The organism is Pseudomonas sp. GD03875, assembly GCF_029840585.1.
GTDB classification, from domain to species: domain Bacteria; phylum Pseudomonadota; class Gammaproteobacteria; order Pseudomonadales; family Pseudomonadaceae; genus Aquipseudomonas; species Aquipseudomonas paralcaligenes.
In genome coordinates this window covers 1-19,085 of sequence record NZ_JAOCCV010000054.1, presented here as the reverse complement: position 1 = coordinate 19,085, position 19,085 = coordinate 1, and the positions used below count along the sequence as shown (strand labels likewise).

At 53.3% G+C, this 19,085-nt stretch carries 17 protein-coding genes; 7 read left to right on the top strand and 10 right to left on the bottom strand.

Going from position 1 to position 19,085, the window contains the following annotated elements; translation table 11 throughout:
* Positions 1 to 78 precede the first annotated feature (78 nt).
* The 4 genes from N5D30_RS25330 to N5D30_RS25315 all read right to left on the bottom strand — a co-directional run bounded on the left by N5D30_RS25330 (position 79) and on the right by N5D30_RS25315 (position 2,217).
* Positions 79 to 435, bottom strand: a complete 357-nt coding sequence (locus tag N5D30_RS25330) for a histone-like nucleoid-structuring protein, MvaT/MvaU family (RefSeq protein WP_220815058.1) — start codon at positions 433 to 435, stop codon at positions 79 to 81.
* Between the two features lie 203 nt (positions 436 to 638).
* Positions 639 to 1,100, bottom strand: a complete 462-nt coding sequence (locus N5D30_RS25325; RefSeq protein WP_220815057.1) for an isoprenylcysteine carboxylmethyltransferase family protein — start codon at positions 1,098 to 1,100, stop codon at positions 639 to 641.
* A gap of 5 nt (positions 1,101 to 1,105) precedes the next feature.
* On the bottom strand, positions 1,106 to 1,786 hold the full coding sequence (locus tag N5D30_RS25320; RefSeq protein WP_220815056.1) for a thioredoxin domain-containing protein: 681 nt from the start codon (positions 1,784 to 1,786) through the stop codon (positions 1,106 to 1,108).
* A complete protein-coding gene (locus N5D30_RS25315; RefSeq protein ID WP_220815055.1) occupies positions 1,783 to 2,217 on the bottom strand; it encodes a disulfide bond formation protein B in 435 nt (144 codons plus the stop codon). The genes N5D30_RS25320 and N5D30_RS25315 overlap by 4 nt, the downstream gene beginning before the upstream one ends.
* Positions 2,218 to 2,355: 138 nt before the next feature.
* Here N5D30_RS25315 and N5D30_RS25310 point away from each other — a divergent pair, with 138 nt between their 5' ends.
* Positions 2,356 to 2,778, top strand: a complete 423-nt coding sequence (locus N5D30_RS25310; RefSeq protein ID WP_220815054.1) for a helix-turn-helix domain-containing protein — start codon at positions 2,356 to 2,358, stop codon at positions 2,776 to 2,778.
* A 59-nt stretch (positions 2,779 to 2,837) separates the two neighbouring features.
* Here the strand turns inward: N5D30_RS25310 and N5D30_RS25305 are convergent, their stop codons facing one another.
* The 4 genes from N5D30_RS25305 to N5D30_RS25290 all read right to left on the bottom strand — a co-directional run bounded on the left by N5D30_RS25305 (position 2,838) and on the right by N5D30_RS25290 (position 7,689).
* Entirely contained in the window at positions 2,838 to 4,160 is a 1,323-nt protein-coding gene (locus tag N5D30_RS25305) for an OprO/OprP family phosphate-selective porin (protein ID WP_220815053.1), read from the bottom strand.
* 221 nt (positions 4,161 to 4,381) lie between these two features.
* Positions 4,382 to 5,275 (bottom strand): LysR family transcriptional regulator, encoded by an 894-nt coding sequence (locus tag N5D30_RS25300; RefSeq protein WP_220815052.1) that lies wholly within the window; start codon positions 5,273 to 5,275, stop codon positions 4,382 to 4,384.
* 348 nt (positions 5,276 to 5,623) lie between these two features.
* Positions 5,624 to 7,018, bottom strand: a complete 1,395-nt coding sequence (locus N5D30_RS25295; protein WP_220815051.1) for a heavy metal sensor histidine kinase — start codon at positions 7,016 to 7,018, stop codon at positions 5,624 to 5,626.
* The gene (locus tag N5D30_RS25290) at positions 7,015 to 7,689 is read right to left on the bottom strand and encodes a heavy metal response regulator transcription factor (protein WP_031288711.1); all 675 of its coding nucleotides are present in this window, start codon (positions 7,687 to 7,689) and stop codon (positions 7,015 to 7,017) included. Before N5D30_RS25290 ends, N5D30_RS25295 begins: the two co-directional genes overlap by 4 nt.
* A 668-nt stretch (positions 7,690 to 8,357) precedes the next feature.
* Here N5D30_RS25290 and N5D30_RS25285 point away from each other — a divergent pair.
* Positions 8,358 to 9,680 (top strand): OprD family porin, encoded by a 1,323-nt coding sequence (locus N5D30_RS25285; RefSeq protein ID WP_021221964.1) that lies wholly within the window; start codon positions 8,358 to 8,360, stop codon positions 9,678 to 9,680.
* A 330-nt stretch (positions 9,681 to 10,010) separates the two neighbouring features.
* Positions 10,011 to 10,346, top strand: coding sequence for a DUF2790 domain-containing protein (locus tag N5D30_RS25280; RefSeq protein ID WP_220815050.1), 336 nt, complete (start codon positions 10,011 to 10,013; stop codon positions 10,344 to 10,346).
* A gap of 47 nt (positions 10,347 to 10,393) precedes the next feature.
* On the opposite strand, the gene N5D30_RS25275 is transcribed toward N5D30_RS25280, so the two are convergent.
* Entirely contained in the window at positions 10,394 to 11,071 is a 678-nt protein-coding gene (locus N5D30_RS25275; RefSeq protein ID WP_031288708.1) for a heavy metal response regulator transcription factor, read from the bottom strand.
* 478 nt (positions 11,072 to 11,549) lie between these two features.
* On the opposite strand from N5D30_RS25275, the gene N5D30_RS25270 reads away from it, so the two are divergent.
* From N5D30_RS25270 to N5D30_RS25255, 4 genes are all read left to right on the top strand, one after another.
* Complete coding sequence (locus tag N5D30_RS25270; RefSeq protein ID WP_279911209.1) at positions 11,550 to 12,749, top strand: TolC family protein; 1,200 nt, start codon at positions 11,550 to 11,552, stop codon at positions 12,747 to 12,749.
* 105 nt (positions 12,750 to 12,854) lie between these two features.
* Positions 12,855 to 14,378 (top strand): efflux RND transporter periplasmic adaptor subunit, encoded by a 1,524-nt coding sequence (locus tag N5D30_RS25265; RefSeq protein ID WP_308446211.1) that lies wholly within the window; start codon positions 12,855 to 12,857, stop codon positions 14,376 to 14,378.
* 23 nt (positions 14,379 to 14,401) lie between these two features.
* Positions 14,402 to 17,572 carry a CusA/CzcA family heavy metal efflux RND transporter gene (locus tag N5D30_RS25260; protein WP_220815048.1) on the top strand — a complete coding sequence of 1,057 codons (3,171 nt, stop codon included), beginning with the start codon at positions 14,402 to 14,404 and terminating at the stop codon, positions 17,570 to 17,572.
* Positions 17,573 to 17,605: 33 nt separating this feature from the next.
* Positions 17,606 to 18,559, top strand: a complete 954-nt coding sequence (locus N5D30_RS25255; RefSeq protein ID WP_220815047.1) for a cation diffusion facilitator family transporter — start codon at positions 17,606 to 17,608, stop codon at positions 18,557 to 18,559.
* A gap of 79 nt (positions 18,560 to 18,638) precedes the next feature.
* Here N5D30_RS25255 and N5D30_RS25250 read toward each other — a convergent pair whose 3' ends face one another.
* Positions 18,639 to 18,845 carry a hypothetical protein gene (locus N5D30_RS25250; protein ID WP_220815046.1) on the bottom strand — a complete coding sequence of 69 codons (207 nt, stop codon included), beginning with the start codon at positions 18,843 to 18,845 and terminating at the stop codon, positions 18,639 to 18,641.
* Positions 18,846 to 19,085 lie beyond the last annotated feature (240 nt).

Genomic DNA, 19,085 nt, shown 5'->3' with positions numbered 1-19,085 from the left:
ACGCTCAGAGCAGAGGTAGGCCTGTTGTGCAGGCACAAAAAAGGCCGCTCAAGCGGCCCTTTCTTGGGTGAAACCAGCTTACTCGAGCCAGCTTTCGACCTTCTCGGCACCGTACTGCTCTTTCCAAGCCTTCAGTACTTTGTGGTTGCCGCCCTTGGTCTCTACTACGTCACCTGTGTTCGGGTTTTTGTAGCGCTTCAGAGTACGCTCGCGACGCGCGCCTTTAACTGGTACGACCAGGTTCTTATTGGCGTTCGGATCCAGCAGAGCAATTACATTTCGCAGGGAGAAGCTGTATTCAGCCAAGAGAGTACGCAGCTTGCTTTCAAACTCGATTTCTTTCTTTAGCTTTTCATCACCCTTAAGGGCTTCGAGGCGCTTCTGCTGCTCGGCGATTTGAGCTTCGAGGGCTTTAAATTCTGCAATCTTCGACATAGCGGGTCTCGTATTTTATAGAGTTGAGCATCATTAGAGCCCAACACCACCCAGTATTCCAAGGAGCACTCTCGCCGTAGCGGAAAATTAATAATGCTCAGGGTGGTGTCAACACCTATAGCGTAGCGATATAGATTGATGAGTGAGGGCAGGAGCTGATGAGCTCTGGGCAATAGCAAGCGGCGCTCCAGCCACTGTTCTACTCAAATCCATCGCCTCACCTGCAGTTTGTAGCGGGCGAAGTCCTCGCCGAATAGCGTCGCCAAAGCTCTTTCCTCGGGGGCAATCTGGAATCGGTTCATGTACAACACGAATCCAACTACCCCAAGCAATGCAAGTGGCGAAGCTAGTGAGATTGACCACGCCCCGAGAATGATCGCGAAGCCAAGGTACATGGGGTTCCGGGTGTATTGGTATATCCCTCCATCGACTAATGCGGAAGCCCTGTCGGGTTGCAGTGGGTTAACCGTGGTGCGAGCTCGATGAAAGGACCAGACACCTGCCAGGCATATCGTTATCCCTATCAGAAGCACCGCCAACGTTGCTGTGAGACGTAGGCCAAGCGAGACATCTAGTCTGGGTAGCTGGCTCGATACACCCCACATCAGCGCTCCTATAAGAGTCGCAACCAGAGGTGGGGGAACTCGATTGTCCAAGGCGGCCATAGGAATTACTTCCTTGCCTTAGCTACTTCATTTTCTACCAGTTTGCGCAAAGGCTCGGGGCCGAACTCGTCAAGGGGGCGTCCATTCACAAAGAAGGTTGGCGTACCTTGAACACCAACTGCTTTAACGTCTTGCATGTCCATCTTCAGCACAGCATCAACCCCAGGTGCGTGCATGTCTGCACGGGCTTTCTCAATATCCAGGCCGACTCTTTCTGCGGCGATCCAGGCTTCTGCAACTTTTGGGTCATCGTGCCAACCAGGTTGGGCTTCAAGTACGGCTTCCAGTACCTGCGCATAAAGGTTTTGCTTTCGGGCAGCCTCTAGCAGGCGCGCTGCCTCCTCAGAGCCTTGGTGAAACAGTACGTAGCGCAGTACTAAGCGAACATCCTTGGGGTTGTCATCGAGGATCTGCTTCACGTGTGGGTAGAAGGCTCGGCATGCTTCGCAGGAAGGGTCAAAGAACTCGACGATGGTCACCGGCGCCTGAGCCGGCCCAAAAATTGGAGAGTGGAACCGGACCAGGCTGCTGGCATTTGACGTAGCTGTGTTCGTTGGCAGCGATGTCTCTGCGGCAGGTTTTTGTGTCTGCAGAGGGTCTGTCGATGGGGCATAGAGGTAAGCGGCGGCAGCAAAGACGGCAAGGACCACCGAGCTGATGATCAAGACCAATGAACGGCGGTTCATGGAGTGGTTCTCCGGCTAATGATGATGAGCAGAACAGTGATCGAGATAAAGGCGACAAGCGCCAGTCCTGGCAGTGGTATCGCGCCGAAGATGGTCATGGCGTCGCCAGAGCAGGACGGTCCGGTGGCTGTGCAGGGTTGGATCGGTTGAGGAATTAGCCCCGCGTAGAGCAGCGTATGGCCAAACGCCAAAAGTGCCCCGATCCCTGATAGTGGTAGGGCATAACGCCAGATGGCGAAGTCCGATCGATAGCAGGCGATCGCCAGGATTACTGTAAGGGGAAACATGAACGCTCGCTGATACCAGCACAGCACGCATGGGGCTTGCCCCATGACTTCGCCGATGAACAATGCGGAGAAACTTGATACCAGCGCGACCAGGAACGTTAGTAGCAATAAATTCCAGGTGGCTTGGGATGGTTGTGCCGTCATCGCAACGTACTCACAGCAAGGTGAAGGCAGTTGGCATGGGATCTCTCGAACTCCGGCCATTGGTGGCAGGTCATGGTGATGTGCCTCTTTGAAAGCCGGTTGTTAGACTGAGGGTTATAGCGACTATAAGGTCAAGGGATGATCGAGAAGAGTTTCACTGTGGGGCATTTGGCTCGCCAGACCAACACTAAAGCGGTAACCATTCGCTACTACGAGCAGATGGGGTTGCTGCCTTCCGCCTCAAGAAACTCTTCTGGTTATCGACAGTACACGGCAGCTGACCGCGACCGACTACTGTTCATTCGCCGCACTCGCGCCTTGGGATTTAGCCTTGACGATGTGCGCCAATTGCTGGGGTTTTCGGATCACCGCCAGGCATCGTGTGCGTCGGTAGATGCCAAGGTCGCGAATCAGTTGGAACAAGTCAGGAGTCGCATACGCGATCTGCAGGGGCTGGAGCAGGAGTTAGAGCGCTTGATGTCATGCTGCGGCGGAGGAGTGATCGACGAGTGCAGGATCATTGAGTCACTGAGCTCTAGCCCTGAGCGCAACGCGACATGATGGCGGCTAGCGAAAGAAACAAAGGGCGCTAAGGCGCCCTTTGTTTCTTGGTATGTGTTTTAGAAGACGTACTGAAGCCGCATCACTACTCCGTCGCCGCTGTCATCCCCCACCTCATTGTTGACGTTTTCGGTGCTGGCTTTTACGTAGTTGGCGCTGACTTTGACCGCCTCGTTTGCGTACCAGTTAACACCCACCGTATGAGTCTTTCCTTCGGTATCGCCGACTTGGCGTACTGCTGTGCTCGTTGTGAAGTTGTCGTCTTCGACTGTGAAGGAGTCATAGCGGTAGAACAGCTCCCAGGCACCGATCTGCTTATTGGCTGGCTTGATAGAGTCGAACTTTGCGCCGTCGAGCTTGTAGATGCGGGGTTCACCGGTCAGTGTGTAGGCAAGTTGTGTGTAGTACCCGCTCACCTGAATGTCTTCAGCTGCAGCATCTGCCTTGAGGGTGCGGCGCAGATATTCACCTTGCACGGAGAAAGCATCCATTGCCCACGCGCCCTCTACACCCCAGACAGCATCATCTTCCCACAGGCCCTCAGTCGCGGTCGCACCGCCGAAGAGGGAGCGGGTGCCGTTGCTGCCCGCGCTGTTGCCGCCGTTAGTGTCTACGCCACGCATGCCCATCCGCGAGCGGATACGAGTATCGACGGCGGCATCCTGTAGATCACGATAGGCATACTGCAGGCCGAAGTGCAGCGCGTTGCCAGGCTCGCTGAGAGGGGCAAATACCCCGCGAGCGTTGTAGCGTTTTACGCTGTCGCCATCGGTATCGTTGTTGTTTTCGCTGAAAAGGCTGCCCGAGACGAAGACCGAGCTACCAATGACTGAGGAGGCTTGAACGCCCAAGCCCGAATTGTCGTTGATCCATTCGGCAGTATCGTATGCGAGGTTGCGCTCAAGAGCAGTGGTCCACTTCGAGCTGGTGGCTTTCTCTAGGCCGAAGTCGGTGTAAAAGCGGCCAAATCGCAGATTGACCGGGCTGAAGCCGGTGTAAGTGACACTTGCCTCGTCGAAGTAGCCTGAGCTGTCACTCCCGGTGTTTCGGGACATGTCGTAGTTGATTTGGTACTTCCAGTCCTTGTAAGCGGTGCCGCCTAGCTCCAAGAATGCTCTGCGAATGTATGCACCATCTGCGGAGTTACCATTGCGGGTGTAGTAGCCATCAAACATCCCGTAGTCGGCTTGGAGGCGACCGCCAAGCTTGAAGCTGAACTCCTTATCGGTGCTGGAAACCTCAAGACCTCCTTTGGTCTTAATCACGAGGTCAGCACCGTCAGTAGTTACAGTGCCGGCGTTAGCTACTGTTGCTGCGCTGCTAAGCAGAAGCGCAACTGTAATTCGCTTCAGTTGTTTAAAGTTTTGGGCCGGGTTGATCATGCACTTTTCCTCAATGCCGCTTGGTTTTGGTTGGCGTGAGGAAGGCTCTAAGTGCGGGATTACTGTTTTTGTGGAATTTGATTACATTTCTGTTTCAGTGGATTCGAGTGAGGCTAGGCCCCGCATGAATCCTGGCGTTGGTGATTGTTTCTGTGCGGATTGAATTATTTCAGAATGATTGCAGAATTATGGTATTCGTGGGAGTTCTGAGGCAATGGTTGCTACTCGAACCACGTCTTACGCTCTTCGAATGCATTTAGAATCAGCTTAATGACGCTTTGTACATCCTCTCGCGCAGCGGCCAACGGAGTGCTAGACAGCCAGGCCACCCTCTGAATCTTATCGTTAAAGACTTCTTTCAGTGGCAAAAGCTTCTTGTCTAGTTTGGATGCATATTCAGGGAGTAGGCCAATGCATGCGGAGTTCTTGATTAGCTCCCAAACCAGCTCATGTTTTGGTGCAAATGTAACGGAGGACTGACGTTGGCTGACTAGCTTATTCCAAGGCCTGAACGCCGGTACAGATTGATTAGTTCGTTGCTGAACCAACATATAGTCATCTAGAGCGTAGCTGCTGGTGGGATGCCGACCCTCGGCAGAGTATCTGGTGGCGATATGTGGGTAGAAACTGATGGTGGCAAGCCGGTGTGGTTTTGTCATGGCGAAGCCAGGATCTGGCCGTGGGCTTTCCTGCTCAGCAAGCCAAACCATTACATCGGCTTGCTCTACGGGTGTTCCCTCTAGTGGCAAGAACTCTATGCGAAGCCCGCCATGCTGGCGAATAAACGAGATGAGGTTCCGTGCAAGGATGTCATTCAGCAATGCTTCAGGTGCAGCTATTCGAATCAATTCGGCGTAGGTTTCATCGGCGTTGAGATCGGCATATCTGCGTGCCAGCTCTTGATGGAGAAGTGTCCCCGCATTGGTCAGGTGTAGGGCGCGCTCTTGGTAATGGAAGAGCTGCTCACCAATCTCAACTTCGAGATGTCTCAGCTGCTTCCTAAGTAATGTGGAATTTACATTCAAACTTCGGGCGGCTTGTCGAAAACAAGCGCAGCGTGCAGTGACGGAGAATGCTTTGGCAAGGTCGCGATCAATAGATATATTTTTAAACATAAATGCCGGCCTGCTAGCCAGGCCTAACGCGGGATGTCGCAGTGCTAGGCCTTGTTAGAGAGGTTCAAAGGTTGCTTTCAATGCTATTGAGAGTAACCAATTGAACCTGTCAGCAAGATCGCGGAAGAATTACTAATTTGTAAGGTTGCAGGGTGGGGTTAGCTGTGAGGCGCAACTGTTTCAATGATTAATCTGCGCAGGTCATGGAAGCACCAGTGACTGCTGGTGGCTGCTGGTGGCTGCTTATATTCGTCTGATGATAGTGGGGCCAGCAGTATAAGTGCCACAATTATTTTCTTCATGATAAATTTCGAGACTCGGCAACCTGTGGATGTCTATGAGGTAGCCTTAGTCATTGGTCTTTAGCTGAAAGTCTAAATAAAAACAGGTGCGCCCATCTTGATCGACACTGACGCCTGCCGTGCCCTGATGCAGGCTCATAATTGAGTGGACAATGGCGAGACCCAGGCCGGTCCCTCCTTCGCTCCTAGCTCTGCTCTTATCAACTCGATAGAACCGCTCAAAAAGATGGGGTAAGTGTTCAGGTGCAATGCCTGATCCAGGATTTCCAACACTCAGTCGAGCAACTGAGGAATTCTGCTCAATATGCATCCCAACCGTACTCCCAGCAGGGCAGTACCTAATAGCGTTGGATAGTAGGTTGGATATTGCTCGCTGGATCATCAGGCGGTTGCCTCTGACAGTACCGCGACCTGTGACGGAGATTTCAACATCCTTCTCTTCTGCTGTTAGTAAGAAGAGATCTTTGACCCTTTCAAGCTCATCTTGTAGGCAAACAGGCTCGAAATGCACAAGAGCAGCGGGATGACTAACCTGGGCCAGAAATAGCATGTCCGAGACGATGCGAGTGACTCGGTCCAGCTCCTCTGTGCAGGATTCCAATACTTCTCGGTACTCTTCGGACGTTCTGCCACGAGAGAGCGCAACCTGAGCCTTACCCATGAGGTTGGCTATAGGTGATCGCAGTTCATGCGCAAGATCATCGGAAAACTGGGATAGCTGTTGCACCCCATTATCCAAGCGATGAAGCATGAAGTTGATGCCATCGGCTAGCTGACGCAGCTCGCTAGGGAGTCCTGTGGTTGGAAGTCGATGCTCGAGATTGTCAGTAGAGATGCTGGCAGCGACTCTCAGGAAGCTAGTCAGCGGCCTGAGGCCTTGGCGAACGGTAATCCACGAAACGATGAAAATTATCAACAAGATGAGTGGAGACGAAGCAAAGCCCCATTTGAGAAGCGAGCTGAGAAGCTCCTGATCAGACGAGCGATCTACTGTCAGGTAGACCGTCAGGGTCGTTCCATCTTTGAGCTGAGTAGTTTGGGCGCCGGTCAGCATCAGGCTGGTTGGCTCGCTCTGCCAGTCCTTGAGTATTAACTCGTTGCTCGATGGAAAAGCACTTGGTTGAAAGCGATCAGCCTGAACCCCGATTGTCAGCAGTGGCGATGCAGGCAGGCTAGGACTGGCGATGTAGACGTAGAGATTGGTATGCCCCATGGCCAGGTCGACCAAAATGTGGGACTTCGACTTAACGTCTTCGAAGCTAGTCGACGCGGCTATCTGGTGAGAGAAGCTCGTCATCTTCGACTCAAGCGCTGACTTGGCAATGCGATCGAGTCCTTGAGACAGCATGAAATAGCCAAAAGCCGAGAATGCGGCTACCAAGGCAACGCTCATGAGCCCGACCCTGAGGCCTAGCTGCGCGGCCAGGCTGTTTCTTTTCATGACCGGTCCTCTAGTACATAACCAACGCCACGTAAGGTATGAATAAGCTTGGAGTCGAACGGATCATCGATCTTGGCGCGAAGGCGTCGAATCGAAACGTCGATTACGTTCGTGTCGCAATCGAAGTTCATATCCCAGACGAGTGAGATGATTTGAGATCGCGTAAGGACCTCGCCGTTTCGACTCATAAGCAAGTGTAGAAGTGCAAATTCCTTGGTTGTGAGGTCGATACGGTGCTTCCCTCGGTATGCACGATGGCGGCCGGCGTCTAGCTCAAGATCGCCTACTTGTAGAGTGGTGCTTTCTACAATCTGGTCGCCCCGTCTCAGTAGGGAGCGGACCCGGGCTAAGAGCTCCGGAAACTCAAATGGTTTCACTAGATAGTCATCAGCGCCACCGTCGAGGCCTTTAAGTTTGTCTGCGAGACGGCCTCGCCCCGTCAGCATCATGATGCGCACCCGACTTGTCTTGCGAATGGATTCCAAGACCCCCCACCCGTCAATGCTTGGTAAGTTTACGTCCAAGATGACAAGGCCATAGGTGTTGTGGTTAAAAAGATGTAATGCGTCTACACCATTGTTGGCTCTATCAACAATGTATCCGCTCTCTGAAAGACCTTGCTGTAGATACTCGGCAGTTTTCGTCTCGTCTTCGACGACTAGTACTCGCATTTATGCTAGTTACCTAAAGTTCATCATCTTTATCTGCTGGTGCTGACTCTATTTTTTATTGTTGTCGGCATTTATATGGTTATCTTGCGCTAGTCTAACCTGCCCGGCCTTGGCGTGGTGAAAGGCTACAAATTTGTAATTTCAGCGTAAGGTGGGCGATATATAGCCGTGCTCAAATGGCGATAGAGCCATGGCAAGATATGTCTGCTAGCAGATCATGATTTTTTCACTTTATGGCATTTAGCATCGGCGGCATTACTCAGTGAAGCCGAGCCTATAGGTGTGACCAATGGAAAATCTGCTCATGTTGATGATGCTGTTGGGTGGTCAGGCGGACAGTGGTCCTGTGAGCGCCGCTAGTGCTTCTGCTGCATCTAGTCAAAGCGAAAAAACTATCGTGCGGCCCAGAGAAAGGTCTTTGGGTCGTGATCTATGCGGACTCCACTCAAGCCTGAAGGCGCACGCTGCTAAAAAGGGTTGAGGCGGGGCTTGCAATTCTAACAGTTGAAGATGAATTCCAGGAGGCAGGCCCTCAACCTTTCAAAATTGTAATTCTTCAATCATCTTGCAGTTAGCTCCGGGCAGTAAGGATAGAGCCGCGGCCGTCATACCTATAACTAGCTTTGGCCGCCCTATTCACAAGAACTGCCAGAACCAATGGAGCTATCATGAACGCCAAAGCTAAGCTTTCGCTTGCTGTTTTCACCGCTATTTGCGGGATGAATTCTGTTGCCTTTGCGGAGGAGCAAAAGGAAGGATTCATTGAAGGAAGCAGCTTCGATATCCTGAACCGTACTTTCTATTTCAATCGCGACGATCGAAACGGTGCTGACGCGCCAGGCGGCGCAGGCTATTCCGAGACACTAGCTCACGGAATCATGGCCAACTTCGAGTCAGGCTTCACTCAGGGCACTGTCGGTGTAGGTGTTGACGCCTTCGCTATGATCGGCTTGAAACTGGATACTGGCGACGGTCGCAACGGTGGTCGTAGTTCGTTCGATGTCCTTCCTGTGAACAGTGAAGGGGAAGCTCGTGATGAGTACACCAAAGTCGGTGGCGCTCTGAAAGCCCGAGCATTCGATACCGTTCTCAAGGTCGGTGATGTGTTTCCTGCCACGCCTGTGGTGCACTTCGGCGACTCGCGTCTCCTTCCAGAGTCTTTCCGTGGCATTACCCTCGAGAACAGCAGCATTGAAGGGCTGACTTTGCAGGGCGGCCGTCTCCACTCCATGAGCCAGCCTGTCTCTAGTGACATGCGCGACAACTTTGCCACCTTTTACGCCGGCCCCGTGGATTCACCGTGGGTCGGGTACTTTGGTGGCGACTACAGCGTCAACGAAAACGTTCAGGTAAGCGCTTACAGCGGCCGACTGAAGGATGCTTGGGACCAGTATTACTTCGGTACCTCTCTGACTCAGCCTCTCAACGACGACGTGGCATTGATAGCCGGGTTCAACTACTACAACGCTCAGGACGAAGGTAAGAAGCTCCTGGGAGAACTCAACAACAACATCTGGAGCGCAAAGGTTGGCGTCCAGTTTGGCGGACATACCGTCACACTTTCGCATCAGCGCAACAACGGCGACGACGATTTCGACTATCTGCGTCAGGCAGACTCGATCTATCTCGACAACTCCATTCAATACACCGATTTCAATTCGCCCAAGGAGCGCTCCTGGATGGTGCGCTACGACCTGAACATGCAGGCATACGGCATCCCTGGCCTGTCGTTCATGACTCGCTACGGCAAGGGCACTGATGCGGATTACTCCAATGCAAACGACGTCTATATGCGTCGCGATGATGCGGGAAATCCTTTGACCAATCAGAAGCGCTGGGAGCGGGACATCGAGGCGAAGTATGTGGTTCAGACCGGTTCGCTCAAGGATATGTCGTTCCGGATTCGGCAGGCCAACACTCGAGCCACGCAGTATGAGTCGGATCTCGACGAATTCCGACTCATCGTCGAGTACCCGCTGAGCGTGCTCTAAATTTCGACTAAGTGTGGGCACCTGTGGATGCAGATGCCCAACTTGTCAAATTTGTAATTTTCCAATCATGTTCCTGTTAGTAGTGGTCAGATAGATTGGATCTGCAAATGTTACTTGGACATATAAGGCTTTGGCCAGCTCTTGGCGGAGTCCCGAGGCCTTATGTTATTCACCTTTGAAGCTTAGTGCTCCTTTGGAAGAGGTGAATCCTAGGCGCTCAGAGATGGGCGCCTTTTTTATTTTTCATAAGTTTCATGATCGTAATTATCTCGTCATCTTCCAGTAAGTGCTGGCGAGATACAGTAGCGTAAGTTCTTATGAGGAATTGCCATGAAGCCTATCAAGTACCTGACTGCTGTGGTCGCATCTTTTGCGCTGCAAAGCGCTAATGCATTTTCTGTCGATCTTCCTGATGGCGTTAAGCAGGAGATAGAACAGGAAAGTATGCAGGCGGCAGAGCGCTATGCCGCAAGCACTGGGAAGACAACGCCTCAGCCCGTTGATTATAAGTACGGCATGAAGCTCGATGTGGCGAAGGTTGTGTACATGACCCCAACGATAAGTCACTGCGGAAATGTCAGCAAGCTGATGACTTATGAGGACTCACAGGGCGAGCTTTATACTATTCGCTATCTTGTTCAGGGCCAGTGCCGCAATAACAAGTGAGTGATTAAGCAGTGGCTCTACTGAGTGAGTAGAGCCATTGTGATTTGTTAGTCCCGCTCTTCAAGGGTGTAACCCACGCCTCGTAAGGTATGAATCAATTTATTCTCGAACGCATCATCGATCTTGGCCCTAAGCCTCCGGATTGAAACTTCGACTACATTTGTGTCGCAGTCAAAGTTCATATCCCATACTAGTGAGATAATCTGCGTCCGAGAGAGAACCTCGCCGGTATGTCTCATGAGCAGATGAAGTAGGGAAAACTCCTTGGGGGTAAGGTTGATCTTCGTGTCGCCACGATAGGCGCGATGGCGGCTAGGATCTAGCTCTAGATCCGCTACCTTAAGCTTATCTGAAATAGCGACTTTGTTACCCCGCCTAAGTAATGTCCTGGTGCGAGCAAGCAATTCTGGAAATTCAAATGGTTTGACCAGATAGTCGTCTGCCCCTAAGTCTAGACCTTTGACTTTATCAGCCAGTCGCCCTCTTGCTGACAGCATCATTATCTTTGTCTCGGTGTTCTCATTTCGTATTCTTTCTAAGACTCCCCAGCCGTCAATTTCTGGAAGATTTACATCAAGCATGATCAAGTCGTAGTCGAATTGATTTGCTAGATGGATTCCATCCTTTCCCGTTGACGCGTTATCAACGAGATATCCACTTTCCTTCAGTCCCTGATGGAGGTATTCGGCAGTTTTAACTTCATCTTCAACGACTAAGATACGCATATAGATTGCCTGAAATATGGCGCTGCTTTTGTAATTTCGCCGGATTGAGATAGTGATGCTTGCATCCAGAATGTGAGTTAAGCCTAAAGGCTGTAGTCACTACAGGGTCAAGGGGATATGGTGCGGCGCGGTGACGCATGAGCTGCTGTAAAGCCCGGTGTCTCTGGCTTTGCTTGCTCTGAGGTGTAAGAAGTTGTGTCAGTTTGTTTATCTGCTAACAGCGGGTTTTGGTAACTGTATTACATCTCACTCATTGATCTTGATTACGTATTTGTAATTCTCTGGTCACCGTGGCGATATGGCCAGTGCACTAAATTCTGCTCGGAAAATTTATCACCCATGACGGATGCAACTCTCCATGGCTTGGAGGAGCTAGCACCGCGGTCATAGGATTTCCGTGGAGGATTTAGTTTTGAGGATGCGCGCTAACAGTGCTGGCAACTCCCGAGTGGGGTCTTTGTCGGTGGCTCTTCTACTGATGCTCGGGACCATGCAGCAGGCATTGGCGGTCCCATCTGGCGTTTCTTTAGACGAGGCTCTGCGTATTGCGGCAGAGAACAATCCCGAACTGGCTGCAGCCAATTGGAATGTCCCCATTTCTCAAGGAGAAAGGACTCAAGCGGGTTTGTTCCAAAACCCAGAGATCTCGTGGGAGATGGAGGACACCAGAAGCGACACCCGAACCACCACCGTACAGCTAACCCAGCCGATTGAGCTGGGTGGAAAGCGCGGCGCTCGGATCGAGCTGGCTGATCGAGGCATTGATGCTGCTCAAGTGGAAGTAGAGCGAGCACGAAACGCACTTCGCGCTGAGGTGATCCAGGGGTTTTACGGCGTACTGCTTTCGCAGCTGCGTGTCGACCTAGCGTCCGAGTCAATGAATCTTGCTGAAAGAGGCATGACGATCGCTCAAGGCCGTGTTCGAGCCGGAAGTGCCTCTCCCATCGAGGCTACTCGAGCAGGCGTGCAGCTCTCTGAGGTTCGACTTGAGCTGAAGCGCGCTCGTGCAGAATTGGTTAATGCCCAAGCCCTGCTTAAAGCCTCAATGGGGGCTGACTCTGCCGCAGGTCAGGTTGCCGTGGAGGGAGATGCCTCAGGCATCCCTACTCCACCTGCACTGCAGGAGTTGTTGGAGGGATTGGAGAACACCCCCGAGATGCGCTTAGCGACGTTGAATATTGCTCAGCAGGATGCTTCTTACGGAGTGGAAAGGGCCCAACGCATTCCTGATCTCAGCATCAGCGTAGGGAGCCAATACAGCGCTGCAGATCGTGAGCGAGTAAATCTAGTAGGGCTTTCGATGCCTATCCCCTTATTCAACCGGAACCAGGGGAATGTTTACGCAGCTGCGCGACGTGCCGATCAGGCCCGCGACTCTCGTAATGCCACCTTGCTTCGAATGCAGGCCAGTGTTCAGCAGACCGTGGATCTGTGGCGCACTGCTTCGGAAGAAATCGACTCGTTCAACAAAGACATTCTGCCCTCTGCAAAGAGTGCAGTAGACAGCGCTACCCGCGGCTTCGAGATGGGCAAGTTCGGTTTCATTGAAGTGCTCGACGCTCAGCGAACGCTGATCGGAGCACGCAACCAGTATGTAGCGGCCCTCGGCAGCGCTACGAACTCTTGGGTGCAAATCGAGCGAATCTACGGCGATACCTTGGCCGCCCCCAAACCCTAGTTCACTTCGCAGATCGCTCGGAGTGGATCTGGGGTCTTCGCGCATTCAGTGCGGCCCTGAACTCCCTCGATGCTGGGTGATGTCTGCGTTACATCAGGAGTTTCTATGAGCAAGAAGTTAACCCTGGCCATTGCGGCTGTTATTGCCGTTGGTCTCAGTGGTGCGGGGGTGTATTTGCTCCAAGAGCGAAGCCACACCGAAAGTCAGCAGGACGGTGGGCACGCCCACGGGGGCGAGGAGTCCGACCACGACTCTGAGAGTGCGGGTGGGGAAAAGACTAAAGCCACGCGTGGTCCGAACGGAGGCCAGCTTTTTACTCAGGAAGGTTTCACCGTTGAGTTGGTTGCACCTGAGAGTGCGGATGGGTCTGCGCCAATGTCGATCTACCTGAGCTCGCAAGGAGTTGCTATTAGCCCGACGGCTGCAAACCGAGTGTCTCTGGAGGTGCAACGTCCGACTGGAGAGGTGAGCACGTACAGTTTCAGGTCGGGTGGCAAGGCGTACATGAGTGATGCGGGCATTGCTGAGCCCCATTTCTTTGATGCGCAAATCAAAGTCAGTACTACAGAGCGCTCCTACGACTTTGTCTATGAAAAGCGTGAGGGTGTGCTTGAGATTAATGCCGACCAGATGAAGGCTGCCGGAATTGAGTTGGCGCAGGCTCAGCCTCGAACCTTGGGCTCGATGATCTCTCTTCCTGGAGAGATTCGATTTGATGAGGACCACACGGCGCACGTAGTGCCTCGTGCGGCCGGTGTTGTCGAGAGTGTCCAGGTAAATCTTGGGGAGCGTGTGAAAAAGGGGCAGGTGCTGGCTGTCATCGCCAGTCAGCAAATCTCGGACCTGCGCAGTGAGCTTGCAGGTGCTCAGCGCAGGGCAGAGCTTGCAAAAACCACATTTGAACGTGAGCGCCAACTCTGGGAAGACAAGATATCTGCTGAGCAAGACTACCTTGCGGCAAGGCAGGCACTCCAAGAGGCTGAGATAGCTTTAGCCAATGCTCGGCAGAAGATGCAGACCTTGAGTGGGGTGAGCGCAATCTCAGGCGGCAACCGCTACGAGTTGGTGGCGCCATTTGATGGGATGGTCGTTGAGAAGCACCTGGTGCGTGGCGAGGTGGTCAGTGAATCGACCAGCGCTTTCACCATTTCCGATCTGAATCGTGTTTGGGCAACTTTCAACGTTGCCCCTAAGGACCTCAACAAAGTTCAGGTCGGTACGAAGGTTAGCGTCACTGCTGCCGAGCTGGGCACTGAGGTCTCAGGCGAGGTCTCTTACGTCGGAAGCCTGCTCGGTGAGCAAACCCGGACGGCTGTGGCACGTGCAGTTATTGAGAACCCCGATGGTGGGTGGCGTCCTGGCCTGTTTGTCTCTGTGCAGTTTGCCTCCGAGACGAGTGAGGCCGGCGTTGTAGTGCCTACTGCTGCGGTGCAGACAATCGATGAAAACCCCACGGTGTTCGTTCGTGTCGACGATGGCTTCGTAGCACAGCCCGTTGAGTTAGGGCTCAGCAGCGATGGCTTCATTCAAATTTCTAAAGGTCTGTCAGCAGGTGCGCAGGTCGCATCAGCGGGGAGCTTCATTCTGAAGTCGGAGCTCGGTAAGGGCTCTGCTGATCACGCCCACTGACAGGTCTTGTTGAGAGTCCCCTTATGTTTGAGCGCATTATTCAATTCGCTATCGAGCAGCGTGCACTTGTGCTGTTTGCTGTCCTTGCGATGGCGGGCCTAGGTGTATACAGCTATCAGAAGCTTCCAATTGACGCGGTACCTGACATCACGAACGTCCAGGTTCAGATAAACACCGCGGCGGCTGGATACTCGCCTCTGGAAACAGAGCAGCGCATCACTTTCCCCATTGAGACTGCGATGGCAGGGTTGCCTCATCTGAAGCAAACCCGCTCTCTTTCACGCTCTGGGTTCTCCCAGGTGACGGTCATCTTTGCCGATGGCACCGACCTCTTCTTCGCGCGCCAGCTAGTTAACGAGAGACTGCAGAGTGCAAGGGAGCAGCTTCCTGAAGGCGTGGAGTCAACCATGGGGCCAATTTCAACCGGCCTTGGTGAGATCTTCATGTGGACGGTTGAAGCCGAGCCGGATGCGCGTAAGGAGGATGGAAGCACCTATACGCCTACTGATCTGCGGGTGATCCAGGACTGGATCATCAAGCCTCAGCTACGCAACGTACCTGGGGTTGCCGAGATCAATACCATCGGCGGCTTTACAAAGGAATTCCAAATTGCCCCTGACCCTAAGCGCCTGGCTGCATACAAGCTGACGCTTGCGGACTTGATCACCGCTCTTGAGCGGAACAATGCCAACGTCGGTGCGGGATTCATCGAGAGAAGTGGAGAGCAGCTGCTCATTCGTGCTCCTGGCCAGGTGGCCAGTGCGGACGACATTGCCAACATTATCGTTAGTAACGTCGATGGCACTCCGATCCGTGTAAAGCAGCTCGCAGAGGTTCAGATCGGTCGAGAGCTGCGCACAGGAGCGGCTACGGAAAATGGGAGAGAGGTGGTACTCGGTACGGTCTTCATGCTGATTGGTGAGAACAGTCGTGCGATATCGCAAGCTGTGGCTACCAAACTGGCAGAGATCAACCGAACCCTGCCGAAGGGTGTGGTGGCAGTCACGGTGTATGACCGCACCAATCTGGTCGACAAGGCCATCTCCACGGTTAAGAAGAACCTCATCGAAGGTGCGATCTTGGTGATCGCGATCCTGTTCCTCTTCTTGGGGAACATTCGTGCGGCACTTATCACCGCCATGGTTATTCCGTTGTCGATGCTGTTCACCTTTACGGGCATGTTCTCCAACAAGGTGAGCGCCAACTTGATGAGCTTGGGAGCATTGGACTTCGGCATCATCGTGGATGGAGCTGTGGTAATCGTTGAGAACTCAATCCGCCGTCTGGCTCATGCCCAGCAGCACCACGGGCGGCTACTGACTCGCTCCGAGCGGTTGCATGAGGTGTTCGCAGCATCTAAAGAGGCTCGTCGTGCACTGATCTTTGGCCAGTTGATCATCATGGTGGTCTACCTGCCGATCTTCGCGCTCACCGGCGTTGAAGGGAAAATGTTCCACCCAATGGCTTTCACTGTGGTTATTGCCCTGCTCGGGGCGATGATCCTCTCGGTTACCTTTGTGCCGGCAGCCATTGCGCTGTTCATTACAGGCAAAGTGAAGGAAGAAGAGAACGCTCTGATGCGTGCAGCTAAGCGAGGCTATGAGCCTGTGCTTGCGTGGGTGATGAGCAATCGCACCATGGTGTTCATAAGCGCCTTCAGCGTCGTGCTGCTTTCGGGTGTGCTCGCCAGCCGTATGGGCAGTGAGTTCGTGCCGAGTTTGAGTGAAGGCGATTTCGCGCTGCAGTCTCTACGAGTGCCAGGTACCAGCCTGTCGCAATCTGTGGAAATGCAGAGTCGGCTCGAGCAAGTAATTCTGGAGAAGGTTCCAGAGGTCGAGCGGGTGTTTGCGCGAACCGGAACAGCGGAAATCGCTGCAGACCCGATGCCGCCGAACATCTCTGATGCCTACGTCATGCTGAAACCGAAAAGCGAATGGCCAGATCCCGATAAGTCCCGGGAAGACCTAATCGCTGATCTGCAACGTGCAAGTGCATCGCTTCCAGGTAGCAATTACGAGCTATCGCAACCGATTCAACTGCGCTTCAACGAGCTGATCTCCGGAGTCCGGAGCGACGTGGCAGTGAAGGTTTTCGGCGACGACATGGACACGCTCAACGCTACAGCTACTGAAATTTCTGAAGTGCTGGAGAAGATCCCAGGTGCTTCGGAGGTCAAGGTAGAACAGACCTCGGGCCTACCAGTCCTTACCATCAATATCGACCGTGATAAGGCAGCTCGTTTCGGCTTAAACGTTGGGGATATCCAAGACACCATTGCGGTGGCTGTCGGAGGGCAGCGTGCGGGCACTCTGTTTGAGGGCGATCGTCGCTTCGATATGGTGGTGCGGCTTGCAGATAACTTGCGCACGGATATTGATGGCCTGTCGAGGCTTCTAATTCCTGTGCCTGCTGCAAGTAGTGGCCAGATCGGGTTCATTTCGCTGTCTGAAGTTGCCAGCCTGGACCTAGTGCTCGGTCCAAATCAGGTGAGCCGTGAGAATGGCAAGCGTCTAGTAGTGGTCAGCGCCAACGTACGAGGCCGAGACATCGGCTCGTTCGTGTCGGAGGCAAGCAACCGTCTTGCCCAGGACGTGAAGATTCCCGCGGGTTACTGGACCACATGGGGTGGGCAGTTCGAGCAGCTTCAGTCTGCTGCGAAGCGTCTACAGATTGTGGTACCTGTGGCGCTATTACTGGTGCTCACCTTGCTCTTCATGATGTTCAACAATCTGAAGGATGGGCTGGTCGTATTTACGGGTATTCCGTTCGCACTCACAGGTGGTGTGATGGCTCTATGGCTGCGAGACATCCCATTGTCCATCTCGGCGGGGGTTGGCTTTATTGCCCTCTCTGGAGTCGCGGTGCTTAACGGGCTGGTAATGATTTCCTTCATCCGCAATCTACGAGAAGAAGGTCGACCGCTATCGATGGCAATCACCGAAGGTGCCCTCACACGATTGCGTCCTGTGTTGATGACGGCGCTTGTGGCATCGCTTGGCTTTGTCCCAATGGCATTGGCTACCGGGACTGGTGCCGAAGTGCAGCGGCCGTTGGCTACAGTGGTAATTGGCGGCATCTTGTCATCAACTGCTTTGACCCTGTTGGTGTTGCCGGCCCTATACCAGTGGGTACACCGCAAGGATGAGGATGTTGACGAAGATCAAGCCATTCCTACTGTTAGCAGCGGCCACTAGCAGCCCCTCACGGCGATTAAGATGGAGTGAACGATGGCGCAGCCTGAAGGCGAAAAGCATAACCATGATCATGATGGTCACAGCGATCATGATCATGGCCATGAGGGGCATGACCATGCTCCCTCTGTCACGGAAGGGAACGTACGGCGCATTCGCTTCGTATTCATCCTAACGGCAAGTTATGCCTTGATTCAGGCTGTCGGGGGCTGGCTATCGGGCTCTCTAGCACTAATCGCCGACTCCGGTCACATGGTTTCGGATGCAGCTGCTTTGCTGCTTGCGTTGATTGCATATCGAGTGGCTTCACGCGCAGCAGACGCTACCCGAACCTATGGCTTCCATCGCGTACGTGTACTGGCGGCGCTCGCCAATGGAGCAGCGCTTCTAGTATTGGTTTCGTGGATCGTTTGGGAGGCTGTAGATCGATTTCGCGAGCCGACGGAGGTACTTGCCGGCCCCATGCTGGTGGTGGCGGTGATAGGGCTGCTGGTCAATATCGCCGGCTTCCTAATCTTGCGTATGGGAAGCCAAGACGACGCTAATTTGCGAGGTGCATTTCTCCATGTGCTGGGCGACCTCCTGGGCTCGGTAGGCGCTATTGCGGCTGCCATCGGCATCATGCTTACCGGCTGGACAGTACTCGACCCGATTCTGTCCGTTCTTGTAGCTCTCTTGGTGGTTAAGTCTGCTTGGGGACTGGTTTCTGAGTCCATCCAGGTGCTACTGCAGGCGACTCCGCGGGGGATGGATGCTGCAGAGGTGCTAGATGATCTCCGGAGCTTGCCGGGCATTGCGGAGGTTGGGCATTTCCATGCTTGGACTCTTACGGATGAAACTCGTATAGCGACTGTTCACGTCGTGCCGATGCCGGGTGCAGATCCCTTGTCCTTACCTCCTCTTATTGGGGAGCGCTTAAGAACACGGCATTCGATTGAGCATGCTACGGTGCAAGTGGACCCTCCTGGCAACATCGAGATCTGTTCTTAGCTGCGCTTTGGGTTTTTTGAAGGTCTAGTGCGGCAATAAAAAAGGCGCCTTGTGGGCGCCTTTTTTATGTTGAGAGAGATCATTTATCTTCGGTTTGAGGCTTCGCGTTGGCCTTGCTTGTCTTGAGCTGAGGCTCTGCTTGTTGCTTCTTGCCGTGGATCTTCTCCTGGTTCTCGCGAAAACGCATTCTTGCCTCGTGAGACTTGTTATAGCCATCACCCTTGGCGAACGTCGCAGTGGAGGTGATTGCCAGAACAGTGGCGAGAGCGAGCGTTTGAATTTTCATATTGGCTACCTGAGTACTCTGTCGAAAGAAGGTCACTGCGCTGCAGTGATGTGGTCAGAGTACGAAGGCGCCGCTAACGAGAGCATGAGACCAAAATTACAATGTTGATAGTAAACGCTCATTGCAGGCCGAATTCTGCCTGTCGTGAGCGGCAGTTAGGGCGACTACATGAGCATCAAGAGGGTGATCTATCACCTCGCCTAGCAGCCCCATCCGAGGTTGCTTCTCAATGTCCGCTAT